16 protein-coding genes are annotated in these 16,516 nt (G+C 42.9%); 10 read left to right on the plus strand and 6 right to left on the minus strand.

Annotation, left to right across the window (positions count from 1 at the left end):
• Positions 1-65 precede the first annotated feature (65 nt).
• The 4 genes from M3P07_RS16050 to M3P07_RS16065 form a co-directional block, all read right to left on the minus strand.
• Positions 66-2,612 (minus strand): phosphoenolpyruvate carboxylase, encoded by a 2,547-nt coding sequence (locus M3P07_RS16050; protein ID WP_249970937.1) that lies wholly within the window; start codon positions 2,610-2,612, stop codon positions 66-68.
• Between the two features lie 168 nt (positions 2,613-2,780).
• Positions 2,781-3,542, minus strand: coding sequence for a peroxide stress protein YaaA (gene yaaA, locus M3P07_RS16055; RefSeq protein ID WP_249970938.1), 762 nt, complete (start codon positions 3,540-3,542; stop codon positions 2,781-2,783).
• A gap of 88 nt (positions 3,543-3,630) precedes the next feature.
• Positions 3,631-4,659 carry an RluA family pseudouridine synthase gene (locus M3P07_RS16060; protein ID WP_249970939.1) on the minus strand — a complete coding sequence of 343 codons (1,029 nt, stop codon included), beginning with the start codon at positions 4,657-4,659 and terminating at the stop codon, positions 3,631-3,633.
• A 2-nt stretch (positions 4,660-4,661) separates the two neighbouring features.
• Complete coding sequence (locus M3P07_RS16065) at positions 4,662-5,249, minus strand: PASTA domain-containing protein (protein WP_249970940.1); 588 nt, start codon at positions 5,247-5,249, stop codon at positions 4,662-4,664.
• A gap of 78 nt (positions 5,250-5,327) precedes the next feature.
• On the opposite strand from M3P07_RS16065, the gene M3P07_RS16070 reads away from it, so the two are divergent.
• From M3P07_RS16070 to M3P07_RS16090, 5 genes are all read left to right on the plus strand, one after another.
• Positions 5,328-6,302 carry a D-alanine--D-alanine ligase gene (locus M3P07_RS16070; protein WP_249970941.1) on the plus strand — a complete coding sequence of 325 codons (975 nt, stop codon included), beginning with the start codon at positions 5,328-5,330 and terminating at the stop codon, positions 6,300-6,302.
• Between the two features lie 31 nt (positions 6,303-6,333).
• Entirely contained in the window at positions 6,334-6,792 is a 459-nt protein-coding gene (gene coaD, locus M3P07_RS16075; RefSeq protein ID WP_249970942.1) for a pantetheine-phosphate adenylyltransferase, read from the plus strand.
• Positions 6,793-6,972: 180 nt separating this feature from the next.
• Complete coding sequence (locus M3P07_RS16080; RefSeq protein ID WP_249970943.1) at positions 6,973-8,811, plus strand: PAS domain-containing sensor histidine kinase; 1,839 nt, start codon at positions 6,973-6,975, stop codon at positions 8,809-8,811.
• Complete coding sequence (locus tag M3P07_RS16085; protein WP_249970944.1) at positions 8,795-9,208, plus strand: response regulator; 414 nt, start codon at positions 8,795-8,797, stop codon at positions 9,206-9,208. The genes M3P07_RS16080 and M3P07_RS16085 overlap by 17 nt, the downstream gene beginning before the upstream one ends.
• A gap of 44 nt (positions 9,209-9,252) precedes the next feature.
• Complete coding sequence (locus M3P07_RS16090) at positions 9,253-11,058, plus strand: M14 family metallopeptidase (RefSeq protein WP_249970945.1); 1,806 nt, start codon at positions 9,253-9,255, stop codon at positions 11,056-11,058.
• Here M3P07_RS16090 and M3P07_RS16095 read toward each other — a convergent pair.
• Positions 11,042-11,647, minus strand: a complete 606-nt coding sequence (locus M3P07_RS16095) for an NUDIX hydrolase (protein ID WP_249970946.1) — start codon at positions 11,645-11,647, stop codon at positions 11,042-11,044. The two genes, M3P07_RS16090 and M3P07_RS16095, sit on opposite strands and share 17 nt — an antisense overlap.
• 7 nt (positions 11,648-11,654) lie before the next feature.
• Between M3P07_RS16095 and pyrE the strand changes: the two genes are divergently transcribed.
• Both pyrE and M3P07_RS16105 read left to right on the plus strand, forming a co-directional pair.
• Positions 11,655-12,293, plus strand: a complete 639-nt coding sequence (pyrE, locus tag M3P07_RS16100; RefSeq protein ID WP_249970947.1) for an orotate phosphoribosyltransferase — start codon at positions 11,655-11,657, stop codon at positions 12,291-12,293.
• A 9-nt stretch (positions 12,294-12,302) separates the two neighbouring features.
• Complete coding sequence (locus M3P07_RS16105) at positions 12,303-12,695, plus strand: SRPBCC family protein (RefSeq protein ID WP_249970948.1); 393 nt, start codon at positions 12,303-12,305, stop codon at positions 12,693-12,695.
• Position 12,696: 1 nt separating this feature from the next.
• Here M3P07_RS16105 and M3P07_RS16110 read toward each other — a convergent pair whose 3' ends face one another.
• Complete coding sequence (locus tag M3P07_RS16110) at positions 12,697-13,440, minus strand: biotin--[acetyl-CoA-carboxylase] ligase (protein WP_249970949.1); 744 nt, start codon at positions 13,438-13,440, stop codon at positions 12,697-12,699.
• An 81-nt stretch (positions 13,441-13,521) separates the two neighbouring features.
• Here M3P07_RS16110 and rsfS point away from each other — a divergent pair, with 81 nt between their 5' ends.
• Genes rsfS through M3P07_RS16125 form a run of 3 tightly spaced genes read left to right on the plus strand, consistent with a single transcriptional unit; the run spans position 13,522 to position 16,514 of the window.
• Positions 13,522-13,899: a ribosome silencing factor gene (rsfS, locus tag M3P07_RS16115; RefSeq protein ID WP_249970950.1), complete on the plus strand. Its 378-nt coding sequence runs from the start codon at positions 13,522-13,524 to the stop codon at positions 13,897-13,899.
• A gap of 4 nt (positions 13,900-13,903) precedes the next feature.
• The gene (ftsH, locus tag M3P07_RS16120; RefSeq protein WP_249970951.1) at positions 13,904-15,850 is read left to right on the plus strand and encodes an ATP-dependent zinc metalloprotease FtsH; all 1,947 of its coding nucleotides are present in this window, start codon (positions 13,904-13,906) and stop codon (positions 15,848-15,850) included.
• A 55-nt stretch (positions 15,851-15,905) separates the two neighbouring features.
• Entirely contained in the window at positions 15,906-16,514 is a 609-nt protein-coding gene (locus tag M3P07_RS16125; protein ID WP_249970952.1) for an LUD domain-containing protein, read from the plus strand.
• The last annotated feature ends 2 nt before the right edge of the window (positions 16,515-16,516 follow it).

Genomic DNA, 16,516 nt, shown 5'->3' on the forward strand with positions numbered 1-16,516 from the left:
GGTAAAAACCATGGATACTTTTTATTTTTCGCTTTCCAAAAAAGGGAAGTCCCTGACTCCCAGAATTATGCCGAATTCCTACTGGCATTAATGTTCCCATAAAGGGATCGGGTCACGATTTTCTCGTACAGCTCCTTAAATTCGGTTTCCTGGGTTATATGGTACAGGGCGTTTTGCTGGATGACCAATAATGGCAGCACAATCTGCTCCCTGATTTTTACGGATTCCCGGGATACTTCCTCGTTCTCCATTAAAATCTTTTGTCCGGCAATTTGTAGCAGCATTTTCTTTGAGAGCTGGAATTCGTCGTGCAAAACTTTCCAGAATTCCCCAAACTCAGCATCTTCCTTTAAATAGCTGGTCAAATCAAAATTGGTCTTGGCCAAGGACATCATACTGTTGTGCATCAATGCTCTAAAGAATGGCACTTGTTTGTACAGTTTTTTTACCTCGCCCAATTTTCCTTCGTCCTTCATTTTTTGGATGGCGGTACCAATCCCAAAATACCCGGGTACGTTTTGTTTCAACTGGCTCCAAGAACCCACAAACGAAATGGCCCTAAGGTCGGAAAGGGTCAACTGCTTCTTGCTCCCCCTTTTTCCAGGGCGACTACCAATATTAGCCTTGGTATAGTACTTCAACGTACTCCTGTGTTCCAGATACGGGATAAATTTCTCGTGCTGTTTAAGAGCTGTGTATTTGTCAAAGCTTGCTTCGGCCAAGGTTTCTATGAGTTTTCGTTGTTGTGCCGAAATCACATGCTCCTTGCCATATAGATCATTGCTCAACCCCGCGGTAAGCAGCTGTTCCGCGTTGTGCATAAACTGCTCTTTGGTACCATAGGTACTTGTTATGGTCTGACCTTGTATGGTCATTTGGATCTCGTGATTGGCCACATCGTTGGTCTGGGCGGCATAGAATCGGTGGGTCTTGCCCCCTCCCCTAGCTGGAGGACCACCCCTCCCATCAAAGAAAATGGCTTTGATTCCATTCTTTTTACAGACTTTGCTCAATGTTTCCTTGGTTCTTAAAATGGACCAGTTCGCTTTAAGGTATCCCCCATCCTTGGTTCCATCCGAGAAGCCCAACATAATGGTGTGCTTGTTGTTTCTCCGCTCCAAATGTTCCCTGTAAATCGGGGTATCGAAAAAGGTCTGCATCACTCCTTCAGAAGCATCCATACCTTTCATGGTCTCAAAAAGTGGTATGATGTCAAAACTGATTTCCTCGGGCTTCCAACCGCACCATCTGAACAATCCAAATACAAAGAATACGGAAAAAATATCCTCAGAATTACTGATGATATATCGGTTACAACCTTCTTCACCATTCTTATCCTGAATCCCTTTGAGTTGCTTAATGTTGGCAATGGTATCCCTTACAATGTCCTCTTCGTAGGCCGAGGGGTCCAACTTAACATCTTTCTCCAATAGCCAACTGACCAATTCCTTTTGACTCAATTCGTCCAACGATTCCTTGATCACTCCCTGCTGTTTCAAAATGGTTTCCACCGTTAGGTAATGCTTGCTATGATCTTGACGAATATCCAAGGTGGCAAAATGCGTCTTAAATATGTGCACTTTGTTAATGAACCTGTCCAACTGCTTTATGTACAGTCCATGATGATTGGTCTCCAATTTGGCACGAATCGAGGTCAAATGATTCATGATCTCCGAATAGCTGATCAGGGAACTTGCATCGAACATGGCCTCATACAGGCGACCGCTTAAGGTCATCAGGTCGTCTTGAATACTTTTAAAGGTCAATTTTTTACGAAGTGCCTTTAACTCGTTGTAGTAGCATTTCATTAAGGTGAGTCGAAGCTCGTCGGCCACCTTTTTGGTAATATCAGCTGTTACAAATGGATTTCCATCCCGGTCACCCCCAGGCCAAAATCCAAGCTTAATGATGTTGTAATTGGCAAAATCCTCATTCCTGATATTGCTCTTGATATACTCGAACAGTTCACCGATGGCATCGTAATAGGTGTTACGTAAAATGTATATGATGTTTTTCGCCTCATCCAAAGGAGTCGGCTTCTTGGAATTTACCAAGGAGGTCAGCCCCAATTGCTGTAGGGTCATGTCGATATCATCTACTCTGTCCTCATCAATCAGTTTCCTTAGGTCGGCAATAATATCCAACACCGCTGGGGTATAGAATTGGGTCGGGTGGGCTGTTAGCACAAACCGAGCACTAAAACTCGATAGGTTTTTGGCTATTTTATCCCAGTTCTTGGTCTGGTTCACCAATTCAAAATAATCGTTTATGGAAAGTGAATTGGTATATTCCTGTAGTTTCGGAAAAGCGGAATCTTCTACACTATCGTAGAGCACGACCTGACGCTCCACATATTGAATGATCTTGAACATAAAATCCAATCGGGCCCGCTCATCCTTTATATCAATAAAATTGGTAAAGAAGGTTTCCAGAATTTCTTGGGGCTGTTTCCCCGCTTTTAAACCTTCATTACATTGTTCCAACAAAAGCGGAATCAGCATGCCCACATTTTCAATATCCCTATAGGGTAAGCTCAAAAACAAGCTGTTGTAGATATTGAACTTGTTGGTGACCGATTTTCTAAATTCTTCCAGACGTCTTGAATGCTGCATGGGTCAAATGGTGTGCTAATGGTTATTTTTTACGAAAGGCTAAGATCGTGATAAATGCCGAATAGGCGCCGATATTTTATGCACATCACAATTTAAGGCACCTATCCCACAAACTTAACACCCCTATTTTGCAATGGAAATGTTGGGCGTAAATTTATTGGGCCCAGTTTATCGGATAAAAACGGGTTCGCTTTCCTTTAAGGTATGCTCAGCGCTAAAGATGTAACCGTCATAATCAAAGCCCTTGATATCCTCCAGGGTACGGGCATCGGTATCCAAGATATATCGTACCATGGACCCCCTTGCTTTTTTCGCAAAAAAACTGATGACCTTAAGTTTGTCATTTTTCCAATCCTTAAAGATTGGTGTAATCACAGGTACCTTCAGCGTTTTGGGGTCTATAGCGCCAAAATATTCGTTACTGGCCAAGTTCACAAAAAGCTCATCATCTTCCAGTTCCTCGTTTAAATGTGCGGTAAGTTGTTTTTGCCAGAACTGGTAAAGATTCTTTTTCCTTGCTACCTTAAGTTGCGTTCCCATCTCCAAGCGATAGGGTTGAATAAGGTCTAGAGGTTTCAAAATTCCATATAGGCCAGAAAGAATTCTCAGGGTGTCCTGTAGCTGGTCCAATTTGGATTCTGGTATCGTAAATGCATCCAATCCTTGGTAAACGTCCCCGTTGAATGAGAATACGGCAGGTCTGGCGTTAGCGGTAGTAAAGGGAGTTGAAAAATCCTGATTGCGCTGCCAATTGAGTTGTGCCAAATTATCCGAAATGGACATTAGTTTGGAAAGCGCTCTTGGCTTTTTCTTGACCAAAACGGTGTTCAATCTTTTCGATTGTTCCAAAAATTGGGGCTGGCTATATTTTGAGGTGGGCAAAGCCGTTTCAAAATCGAGGGACTTTGCCGGAGAGATTACAATTTTCATCCAATGTTATTTTTAGTAAAAATAAGGATGAAATTGGTTTTTGGAACCCCTTAGCCAATGGTGTTATCAATCTTAAGATTGATATTGCTTATGATTCACTGTGTTTGGCATAGTTTCGCCACTTTTCGATGCAATTGACCATGTCATCCGGCATTTCTGAATCGAAGCGCATAAACTCCCCACTAACTGGGTGTTCGAACCCCAAAGTCTTGGCATGGAGGGCTTGTCTGGGCAGTATTTTGAATGCATTCTCCACAAATTGCTTATACTTGGTGAAGGTAGTGCCCTTTAAAATTTTATCCCCTCCATAACGCTCATCATTGAACAGGGTATGTCCAATATATTTCATGTGCACCCGAATCTGATGGGTCCTGCCCGTTTCCAATCTGCAGGAAATAAGGGTTACATAACCCAAGCGTTCCACGACTTTGTAGTGCGTTACTGCTTGCTTGCCTTGATCACCTTCAGGAAAAACCATCATTTGAAGGCGATTTTTGGGATTCCTCGCTATATGACCCTCGACAATCCCTTCATCATCCGCAACATTGCCCCAGACCAAAGCCAAATATTCCCTTTCGCTGCTCTTATCAAAAAACTGCTTGGCCAGATGGGTCATCGCAGTTTCCGTCTTGGCAATAACCAGGAGACCGGAAGTGTCTTTATCAATCCGGTGTACCAGTCCAGGCCGTTCGGAACTGTTTTTTGGCAGATGTTCAAAATGGTGAACCAGGGCATTGATCAAGGTCCCGGAATAATTTCCGTGTCCAGGATGTACCACCATGCCTGCGGGTTTGTTCACAACCAAAAGTTCGTCATCCTCGTAAACGATGTCCAACGGTATGTCTTCCGGGGTCAGCAAAAACTCATAGGGTGGATGCTCGAACATCACTTTTACCTGATCTCCCGCCTTTACCTTATAATTCTGCTTAACAATGGCATCATTGACCCATATATGGCCTTGCTTGGCGGCCTGTTGGATTTTGTTCCGGGTAGCGTTTTCAATAAAGTTCATCAAAAACTTGTCCACCCGCAGTGGCTCCTGTCCTTTGGAGGCCTCAAATTTGTAATGTTCAAAGAGTTCTTCCTGTGATAATTCAGGATTATCGGGAGTATCCATATCTATTGGGATTCTGCCTTTATTCTGGCACTTCCGGGAATCTTCCCGTTCCCACAGATCAATTCAATCTTGGAGGTTTTGGGCAATTTATCACCTGGTTTAATATGCTTCCCTTTGTGTTTTAACCCATAAACCATATCCAACCCAAGCTCATCCCTATAGGTAACCCGCTGTACCTCAAGACCTACGGCATGAAGCATGGTTCTTGCATTGCGCTGGGTAACCTGGATGATATCGGGTACGGTCACTTTTTTATACCCCGAAGGGTTAACCGTGAAGTAAATTTTCCGATTGGCCTTTACTTTTATTCCTGCGGCCGGGTTTTGTTCCAAAATGGAAAACCTTGGATAATCCGGATTGTAATTGGAAGAATCCAAAACCTGACTCCGCAACCCTGCTTTTTTTACCGCATCCCGCATCTCCATAACGGACATTCTGGAAAAATCAGGGACCTCCACAAACTCCCCGTGATTGGTAGAGCTCTTGAGCCACTGTAAGGTTAAAAATACCAATAGCACCACGACCCCTAGGGCCAATGCCAATTGAATTAAAAATACCTTGCTTTTTAAAAAGCTCAAAAAATGTTTCATGTACCTAGCCTTGTGTGAACAAATATAGGAAAGCCAGTCATTTTTATTTACTTTGGCCTTGCCATATTCGACAAACCGATGAAAAAAAACATTGCCATAATAATGGGTGGCTACTCGAGCGAGTACGAAATCTCCATAAAAAGCGGCAAGGTGGCCCATGAATTTTTGGACGGCCCCAAATACAACGCATATCCCATTATTGTCACAAAGGAAAAGTGGGTGCTTATCGGAGAAAATGATCAGGAATTCCCGGTGGATAAATCCGATTTTAGCATTGCACCCAAAGGAATAAAAATCCATTTCGACTGTGTATTCAATGCCATCCATGGCACTCCCGGGGAAGATGGACTCCTACAGGCATATTTTGAGTTATTGGGCATACCGCAAACTTCCTGCAATCATTATCAAGCTGCACTTACCTTTAACAAAAGAGATTTATTGAGTACACTAAAGCCATACGGCGTACCCTGTGCAACTTCTTATTTTTTGAACAAGGGAGACAACATTGATCGGGCCCAAATTGTTGAAAAGGTAGGTCTACCTTGTTTTGTTAAGGCCAATAGGGCCGGGAGCAGCTATGGAATCAGTAAGGTTCACCGGCAGGAAGAGCTTCAAGCCGCGATTACAAAAGCATTTGCGGAAGACGATGAAATTATCATCGAATCGTTTTTGGACGGCACAGAGGTATCCGTTGGGGTCATTACCTATCAGAATGCGGTAAAGGTGCTCCCCATTACCGAAATTGTAACTGAAAATGACTTCTTTGACTATGAAGCCAAATACATGGGAAAATCCCAGGAAATAACCCCCGCTAGAATTTCGGAAACGCAGCAAGCCAAGGTGACAGAACTTGCGGCGTTTATCTACAAAACCCTGGGGCTTAAAGGCTATACACGAAGCGAGTTTATTTTTATAGGAGATGAGCCACACCTTTTGGAAGTGAACACCACACCCGGTCTTACTAAAGAAAGTATCTTGCCCCAACAGGCCCAAGTGGCCGGTATAAGTTTGGAACAATTGTTCAGCAGTGCCGTTGAGGAGGCGTTACGCTAGAAAATCTGTATTTTTAAACAAACAACAGGCCATGAGACGTGCTATATTTCCAGGTTCTTTTGATCCCCTAACCTTGGGGCATTACGACATCATCCAAAGGGGGATAACCCTTTTTGACGAGTTGTTGATCGCTATAGGAATCAATGCGGATAAAAAATACATGTTCTCCCTGGAAGAGCGTACCAAATTTATAGAACAGGCCTTTAAACACGAGCCCAAAATCAAAGTAGTCACTTATGAAGGGCTTACGGTGGATTTTTGCAAAAAGGTGAATGCCGATTTTATCTTAAGAGGGCTTCGCAACCCGGCCGATTTTGAATTTGAAAAGGCTATTGCCCATACCAACCGCCAACTATCGGAGATTGAGACAGTATTCTTGCTAACCTCTTCGGGTAAATCGTATATCAGTTCTTCCATAGTTCGGGACGTAATTCGGAATGGGGGTGATTTTTCCGGCTTGGTGCCCGATACGGTTAAGGTTAGTGATTAAGATTTCTAACTTTCCAGAGGCCGCTACTTACGCTCCATCCACCCTACCTTTAATCCCATTCATCGAAGAAACCACATATTTTCATCGATTCACAACAATTACTCTTTCGAGAAGGTTAATACTTATATTTTAGTGGGAAATTTCTTATAAAATCAATAACCCCAAATCTTCCCCCTAATTTTGAAAACTACCAAAACCCTACACCATCAGTATATACTGAAGCAACTTCCCACGGCTACGGCCTTAGTGGGAATGGATACGGTATTGATCAGCGCTTCCGATTCGTGGCATGCCATTTTTGACACCGAGTCCAAGTTGGCTAAACCCATACATACCTATTATAGCGGTCATGAGAACATAACCCAAAATCAGCTAAAGAAAAATTTGTTTGAGAGTCAGGAAAAGACTCTCCGCCATAAAAAATTAGCGGATGGCAAGGAACAATGGTTCAACAGCAGTTGTTCTCCCTGGTTTGACGAAGATGAAAATCAATTGGGCTTTATCATTCAAACCAAAGAGATTACTAATTTGGTGGCACAAGAAGAGGAATTAAAACGAACAACCTCTCATTTAAAAGCCACTGCTGAAATTGCTAAAATTGGAAGCTGGGAATACGATTTGGTCACTGAGGAACTCCATTGGTGCGAAGAGACCAAGAAAATACACCAAGTAGAGCCCGACTATAAGCCTACAATTAGTGAGGGCATAAATTTTTACAAGCAAGGATATAGCAGAAACCGAATTTCAATGCTTTTCCATAAAATATTGGAAAATGGCTCCTCATATCATGAAAAATTGATAATCATTACCAACAAGGGTGAAGAAAGATGGGTTGCCGCAGCGGGCAAGGCCATTCGCAAAAATGGGGAAATTATCAAAATCTTTGGCACCTTCCAAGATATACACGAACAGGTGATGGCAGATAAAAAAATTAGGGAAAGTGAACAATTGCTCACCACCTTAATTGACAATTTACCCATCAATGTATTTGTAAAGGACAAGGACTCCAGAAAAATTTTGGTCAATAAAGCCGAATGCGAATATTTGGGTACCACCCCGGATACCCTCTTGGGCAAAACCGATTTTGACCTCTATGATAAGGCGGTGGCCCAAATCTCAAGAGACGAGGATTTGGAAGTGATGCGTACCTTGGAACCTATGTTGGCCAGGGAAACCATTAATGTTAGAAAGGATGGAAGCTCCACCAATTTCCTGACCTCCAAGATTCCAATTTTGGACCTAAACGGAAAGTCCAATGGGCTCATAGGAATGAGCATGGACATTACCCATATCAAACAAAAGGAGGAACAACTCCATAATTTGATCAACGTAACGGCCATACAAAACAAAAAGCTTATCAATTTTGCCCATATCGTTTCGCACAACCTCCGATCTCATACAGCCAACTTCTCGATGCTATTGGATTTTCTGATCAGGGAAACCGAAGAAAAGGAAAAACAACGCATCATGAAGATGTTGTTCCACGCTTCTGACAATCTTCTGGACACGTTGGAGAACCTCAACGAAGTGGTAGATATCAGCACCAATGTCAATTTGGATAAAAAATCCCTGAACCTGGGTGAAAACATCACCAAAATGCAGCAGAACCTTTCAGCCTTTCTCGAAGAAAATCAAGTGGAATTCGAAAACTTTATTCCAGATGATCTTATGGTGTTAAGCGTTCCTGCCTACTTGGAAAGTATTCTGCTAAATCTTGTGACCAATGCCGTAAAATACAGACATCCGGATAGGACTCCTAAAGTTGAGCTTAGGGCGATAAAACAAGAAAAGCATCTGTTATTCAGCGTTACGGACAATGGGTTGGGAATAGATCTGGAACGGTACGGGAAAAAGATTTTTGGGATGTACAAAACCTTCCACAACAACAAGGATGCCCGAGGACTCGGACTTTATATCATAAAAAACCAAATTGAGGCCATGGACGGTAGTATTTCCGTAAACAGTGAAGTGGATAAAGGCACTACCTTCAACGTATATTTTAATGAAAAAATTGAATAGTATTTATATTATAGATGATGACCCCATCACTGTTTTTGGTATAAATAAAATGTTGAAGACCATCACAACATGTAGGGACATCACTGACTTTGAAAATGGAAGACTTGCCCTAGAAGGCCTAAAACAGCGAATCCACCAAAATCTACCCTGTCCAGAGGTTATTTTTTTGGACATAAACATGCCCATCATGGACGGATGGGAGTTTTTGGACGAGCTGGTTTCCTTGGATATCAAGGAGAGAATCATCATCAACGTGATTACCTCCTCCATTGACCCTATAGATTATAAAAGATGGAACGAATTCAGGCTCAAGTGCTGGCATTACCTCAATTTTAAGAACAAACCACTCTATAAAATAGAGGCTACAGACCTTACAAGGGTACATTTGGCCTCATAAGCATAATATTCCGTACTTTTAGAGTTCTGTAATGGGGTTAGACCATGCATGTTTTAAATCAGACCAAATCCAACTGTAGGCCCTTAATTTTTTTATTTGCCTTGACATTGTTGCTGTCCTGTGAGACCGCCACGGAGGACAAAGTTCCTACCTATGAAACTTTCTATGAAAAGTCCAAGGGTACGGAAACCGCTACCTATCAAGAAACCATTGAATTTTATATTGGATTGGCCAAGGATTTTCCAGAAATCAATGTACAGACCATTGGAGAAACGGATAGTGGGTATCCACTGCACTTGGTAACCTTTAATCCTGATGGGGATTTCAATTTTGAACATGTGAGGGCCGAAAAGGCCACCGTATTGATTAATAATGGCATACATCCTGGCGAAAGCGATGGAATTGATGCCACCATGATGCTGTTCAGGGATTTGGCAATCGGTAAAATGGAATCCCCAAAAAATGTGGTTTTGGCAACCATTCCCATATACAATATTGGTGGAGCGTTGCAGCGTAACTCTACTACCAGGGTAAATCAAAACGGACCAGTGCACTACGGTTTTAGAGGCAATGCCAGAAATTATGACCTGAATCGGGATTTTGTGAAAATGGACACCAAAAATGCCAAGACCTTCGCGCAAATCTTCCATTTGGTAAAACCTGACGTTTTTGTGGACAACCACGTGAGCAATGGTGCAGACTACCAATATATCTTGACCCATCTCTTCACACAACACAACAAACTTGGTGGCAAACTCGGAAAATATCTTGAAGAGGTACTCCGTCCCCAACTTGAGGAATCCTTGGCCGATAAAGATTGGGATATTACTCCCTATGTGAACGTTTTTAATCGCCCACCTGAATTGGGCTTTAGCCAGTTTATGGACCATCCACGATATTCCACAGGCTACACCACACTTTGGAACACCTTGGGCATGATGGTGGAAACCCACATGCTAAAACCCTATGAACAGCGCGTGGAAGGTACTTACGAGCTCATGGAAAGTATGATCTCCATAGTGGAAAAGGAGTACAAGACCATTAAAAAATTGCGTGAGGAAACCGCCCATGAGAATCTTGAGCTTGAAAAATACCATTTCAATTGGCAGGTAGATAGGGACAAGGGTTCCGCACTCCAGTTCAAAGGATACGAAGCAGCGCAACCCCAAAGTGAAATTACCGGTCATCCCAGGCTGCAGTATCAACGCGACAAGCCCTTTACCAAAGAAACTACCTACCACAATCATTTTTTTCCAGTAGATACCATTACGGTACCAGCGGCGTATATCATTCCCAAAAGTTGGATAGGTATCTTGGAGCGATTGGAGGCCAATGGGATAGATTATTTTGAATTGGGGGAGAATATCTCGGAACAACTGGAAACCTATACTATCTCAAGCTATGAAACACGTCAATCCCCCTATGAAGGTCATTATCCGCACTACAACACCATAGTGGAACAACGCTTGGAACAAGTACAATTGATGTCCGGTGACCTAGTGGTCCCCACAAATCAAGAGGGGGTGCGCTATTTGCTTGAAACCTTGGAACCGCAAGCGGATGATTCCTTCTTCAACTGGAATTTTTTCGATACGGTACTTCAGCAAAAAGAAGGGTTTTCTCCTTATGTCTTTGAGGACCTGGCTTTGGAGATATTACAAAAAGATTCTGTGCTCCGGACTAATTTCTTGGCGAAAAAAGAATTGGATGAAGAGTTTGCCCAGAATTGGTATGCCCAATTGGATTGGGTGTTTCAGCGGTCAAAATATCGAGAAAAACCCTTTTTAAGATATCCTATCTATAGGATTGCAAAGGGAAGTAAGGCCGAAGATCTTATTCCGAAGGAATAAACCAGTCCTCGAACAAGATTTTGATATTGTGGTACGAGTTTTCCAAAGCTTTCTTGGTTTTCTTGGGGCCTTTCCACTTTACCTTTAAAATGCCCTCAGCTTGTTGCCCCACCAATTTTCCGGAATAGCTTGTGCTCATCCGAAACCAATGCACCTGTTTTAGTCGGTATTCCCCGCTCCTTTTAAAAACATGATATGTGGTTCGCAGGAACTTTTCGATGATCAAACCCTTGACACCAGTTTCCTCCTCAACCTCCCGGATTGCAGCTTTTTCAATGGATTCTCCTTTATCAACCTTGCCTTTGGGCAGGTCCCATTTTCCATTTCTAAAGATAAAAAGCACTTTGTCTTTGGGGTTGGTAACAAAACCTCCGCCAGCAACCACCACGGGAATCTTGTGCATAAAAACGTCCAAAATTTTCTCCTCATCAGGGTGGTAAATGTATGCTTCCTTGAGCCTGCCCTTTGACAACGAATCTATGGCCATTAAAATGGAATCCCCATCCAGCGAAAAGAGATTTCCATTGGTGTTGTCTTGACGCTCATTTGTTAAGATCAGAGGAGACTCATTAACAAAAACTTTATACATTTGCGCAATGGTTTTAAACAAGGATACTGCCAAAAAAACAGCCGAGCTTTTGCTGCAAATTAATGCAATAAAGTTGGAACCAGAAAATCCATTTACGTGGGCTTCTGGTTGGAAATCTCCCATCTACTGTGACAATAGAGTAATGCTTTCCTATCCTGAAATCAGGAATTTTGTGCGGCAGGAAATGGCCAAGCAAGTTACTGCACTTTACGGAAAGCCCGATGCGATTGCCGGGGTGGCCACCGGAGCCATTGGTATCGGAATGTTGGTGGCAGATGCCTTGGACCTCCCTTTTGTTTATGTGAGGCCAGAACCAAAATCGCACGGAAGACAAAACCAAATAGAAGGCCATTTGGGTGCCGGCAAATCCGTGGTGGTCATTGAAGACCTGATAAGTACGGGAAAGAGTAGTCTAAACGCGGTAAGGGCATTACGCTCCCATGGTGCGGACGTCAAAGGAATGATCGCCGTTTTCACCTACGGATTTTCGCTGGCTGATGTTAACTTTGCCGAAGAAAAAGTGGCCCTGCACACGCTATCGGACTATGACCACTTGATTGAGCAGGCCTCCGATATCAGTTACATTAAAGAATCACAAATGCAAACCTTATTGCAGTGGAAATCCAATCCACAGCAATGGAAATAACCTCAATGTATGCACATAGAAGTACCTAAAAAAAAGATGGGCAAAAGTGCCCAGGAAGTTTTTGAATTTTTGACCGATATAAAAAACTTTGAGACCTTAATGCCCGATAATATCGACAAGTTTGAGATATTGGATGAAATCACCTTCCGATTTGCCCTAAAGGGAATGCCAGAAATCGTGTTGCGCTTAAAGGAGCAGACTCCACATGAAAAAGTGGTATTGGGTGCTGCTAGCGATAAACTTCCCTTTACATTAACAGGAGCAATTGAAGCCCTAGGGGAATCCGAAAGCGAAGTTGGACTTAGTTTTGAAGGTGAGTTCAATGCCATGATGGCCATGATGATCAAAGGCCCCATTACCAACTTCATGGAAACGCTTTCCACCAATATGGATAGGATTTAGGTCAGTACAATAAACGGACCTCTTTTAATCCAAATTCCCTAAACTGCTGATCTTCCAATTCAAGTATTAGCTGGCCTTGGCGGGATACCCCCCGTACAAACCCCATGAACATATGTCCATTGCCGTCGGTAAAGGTGGATGGTTTGTCTTTTCGAAACAGCTTGGACTCGTATATTGGAAACAAGGTATCGGCGGTTTTGGTCTCAATCCCATCCAGATGGTGTTTTAATCGCGACAAAATCATTTCTAGCAGTTCAACCAAATCAATCGACTTGCCCAAAATGGCTTTGAGTGAAGCCACTTTATCCAAGCCTTGGAACACGGTTTGATTTACATTGAGGCCAATCCCAATTATGGAATACTGGACACTTTGTCCTTTAATGACATTCTCGATCAGAATTCCGCAAATTTTGTCCGAACCTGACATAATGTCGTTGGGCCATTTTACCTTTACATTGGGAATGTCTAGTTGGTGCAATACATCGTATAGGGCCAAGGAAACACAAACATTGATGTTGAACTGGTGCTCTACTCCCATCCCTTTATACCGTTTCAATACACTAAAGGTGAGGTTTTTACCGGATTCTGATTGCCATGAAGTGCCCATTTGTCCCCGTCCTTTAAGTTGTTTTTCTGCAAGAACGCAGGTAAAATCGATCACATTTCTGGACTGGACCAGCGACTTTAAATACAAATTTGTGGAGTCCGTGGCATCAAGTTTGATTATTTGTGAATGTTCTCCCACTGTGGTACGTCCAAGGTTATGTTAAAATCTAGGGCTAAGAAAACAAAAAAAATATAACTTTGTAGAAACTAAAATTTTTGAATGCAGAAAACGAAAGCTAGTGCAGATGAACTGATTGCCTTAATCTTACACGGAATTGAAGAAGTAAAGGGAGTAGATACCAACCTCCTGGATCTAAGGGAAATTGAAAATACAGTTTGTGACTACTTTATTATCTGCAATGGTACTTCCAACACGCATGTAAACGCAATTGTTTCTTCCATCCAAAAGACCGTCAGCAAAGCCATTCAAGACAAACCATGGCATGTTGAGGGTTCGGAAAACGCAGAATGGGTCCTTATGGACTATGTAAACGTTGTGGTACATGTATTTCAGAAACATATTAGGGAATTCTACGACATAGAAGGACTTTGGGGAGATGCCAAGGTCACCATGGTGGAGAGCAGCTACAATTCATAAAAAAATGGCAAAAGAAAACAATCCGAATACCCCTAAGAAACCTCGTTTTAGTTCCTGGTGGATCTATGGTGTGGTCATTGCACTGATCATTGGTTTTCAGTTCTTTGGTGGCAACAGCTTCTCCAGTACTGAAAAGACCACCACCTCGGAATTGCAGGAATACCTGAGAAATGGGGACATTTCCGAAATTCTGATCATCACCAATACCAGACAGGCTAAGGTCTTCCTTACCGAGGAAGCCTTACAAAAGGATGTACACCGCAACGTTGCGGACAGGCCTTTCAACATAACTGCCGGAAAGATTCCACAGTACATTTTGGATTATGGTGACCTTCAAAATTTTGAGGACGAAATAAAAAGTATCAAAAAGGAAAACAACCTTGACACTATAGTGGATTTCGACACGGAATCCAACGTACTGGGAGAGTTGTTGCTTTCCTTGCTTCCATTTGCATTGATCATTGGTATCTGGATTTACCTAATGCGTAGAATGTCTGGAGGGGCCGGAGGTGGCGCTGGTGGACAAATTTTCAACATTGGAAAGTCCAAGGCCAAACTATTCGATGAGAAAACAGATACCCGAACTTCTTTTAAAGATGTCGCAGGGCTTGAAGGGGCCAAGGAAGAGGTGCAAGAAATTGTGGAATTCCTTAAGAATCCGGACAAATACACCTCGTTGGGAGGTAAAATTCCAAAAGGTGCCTTATTGGTTGGACCTCCCGGAACGGGTAAGACTTTGTTGGCCAAAGCTGTGGCCGGCGAGGCGAAGGTTCCCTTCTTTTCACTTTCCGGTTCGGATTTTGTGGAGATGTTTGTAGGTGTGGGTGCCTCACGTGTCCGCGATCTTTTCAAACAGGCCAAGGATAAATCCCCTGCCATCATTTTTATAGATGAGATTGACGCTATTGGTCGCGCAAGGGGGAAAAACAATTTTACTGGTTCCAATGATGAGCGAGAAAACACCTTGAACCAGCTCTTAACCGAGATGGATGGTTTTGGAACCAATACCAATGTAATCGTTTTGGCGGCCACCAACCGTGCCGATGTTTTGGATAAAGCATTGATGCGTGCGGGACGCTTTGACCGTCAAATTTATGTGGACCTTCCCGATCTAAGGGAACGCAAGGAAATTTTTGAGGTGCACCTAAGACCCATAAAAACTGCAGAAACCTTGGATTTGGACTTCTTGGCCAAACAAACCCCTGGATTTTCAGGGGCCGATATTGCCAACGTCTGCAACGAAGCCGCCCTAATTGCGGCCCGTAAAGAGAAAAAGGCAGTGAACAAACAAGATTTCTTGGATGCTGTTGACCGTATCGTGGGCGGATTGGAGAAGAAAAATAAGATCATTACCCCCGAAGAGAAAAAGACCATCGCTTTCCACGAGGCCGGACATGCCACGGTAAGTTGGATGTTGGAACATGCAGCTCCCCTGGTTAAGGTTACCATTGTCCCAAGAGGGCAATCCCTTGGAGCAGCTTGGTATTTGCCCGAAGAGAGGCTGATCGTGCGTCCAGAGCAAATGTTGGACGAAATGTGTGCCACCATGGGGGGTAGGGCCGCCGAAAAAGTGGTCTTCAACAAAATATCCACTGGGGCCCTTAGCGATTTGGAGAAAGTGACCAAACAGGCCCGGGCCATGGTAACCATTTATGGTTTGAACGACCAACTGGGCAATATAACGTACTACGATTCCTCAGGACAAAATGAATACGGGTTCACAAAACCGTACAGTGAGGAAACCGCACAAAAGATTGACGAAGAGATATCCAAAATTATTGAAGAGCAATACACAAGAGCCATTAAACTCTTGGAAGACAACAAGGATAAATTATCCGAGTTGGCGGATAGACTCTTGGAAAAAGAGGTGATTTTTAAGGATGACCTTGAAAAGATATTTGGAAAAAGACCTTTCGAAAAAGAAGAGGAAGAGTTGGAAACGGCCGAATAGTTTATTTGACCGTCGGGATTTTTGTTCCCAAGCACTTGTATTTTTGAAACCGTAAATGGGAGTTTTTGATAAACTTTTTGGAGGTGGCAAAAAGGTTTCCAAGGAAACCCTGGAAACCCGTGGGGAACACATGCCAGACCTTAAAATTCCCGTAGACGAAAAATTTACCATCTACTTTAAGAAAAACGGCGGCAAATTTATCTATTGCGAAGACGAATTGGAGGTGTCCGAGGCCCTGCGCAACATTATATCGGAAAACAACTGGCATCAGCATTTTTTCTACACCCTTGATCCCCGTTTGGAAAGTAGGTTCGCTTCAGAAAACATCGATTTTACGCAAAACAGGAAGGAAAGCGACATTTTCTTTACCACTTGCGAGCATTTGGTGGCCCACAACGGTTCCATTTTGGTTTGCTCCAATCAAATCAAGGAAAAGAAGCTTGATGAACTTCCCTCCAACCTCATCGTGTTTGCCACAACAAGTCAATTGGTGGATTCAATCAGTGAGGCATTGAAAATTATCAAGGAAAAGTATAAGAAGAACATTCCCAACAACATAACCACTTTAAAACACTTCCAACCTACCCCTGAGAATAAAAATGATTTTCTTTCATACGGAAGTGCCTCAAAAAATGTATATCTTTTGCTCCTAGAAGACTACTGATT

Source organism: Flagellimonas myxillae, from assembly GCF_023502235.1.
In the GTDB taxonomy this organism is placed as follows: domain Bacteria; phylum Bacteroidota; class Bacteroidia; order Flavobacteriales; family Flavobacteriaceae; genus Flagellimonas; species Flagellimonas myxillae.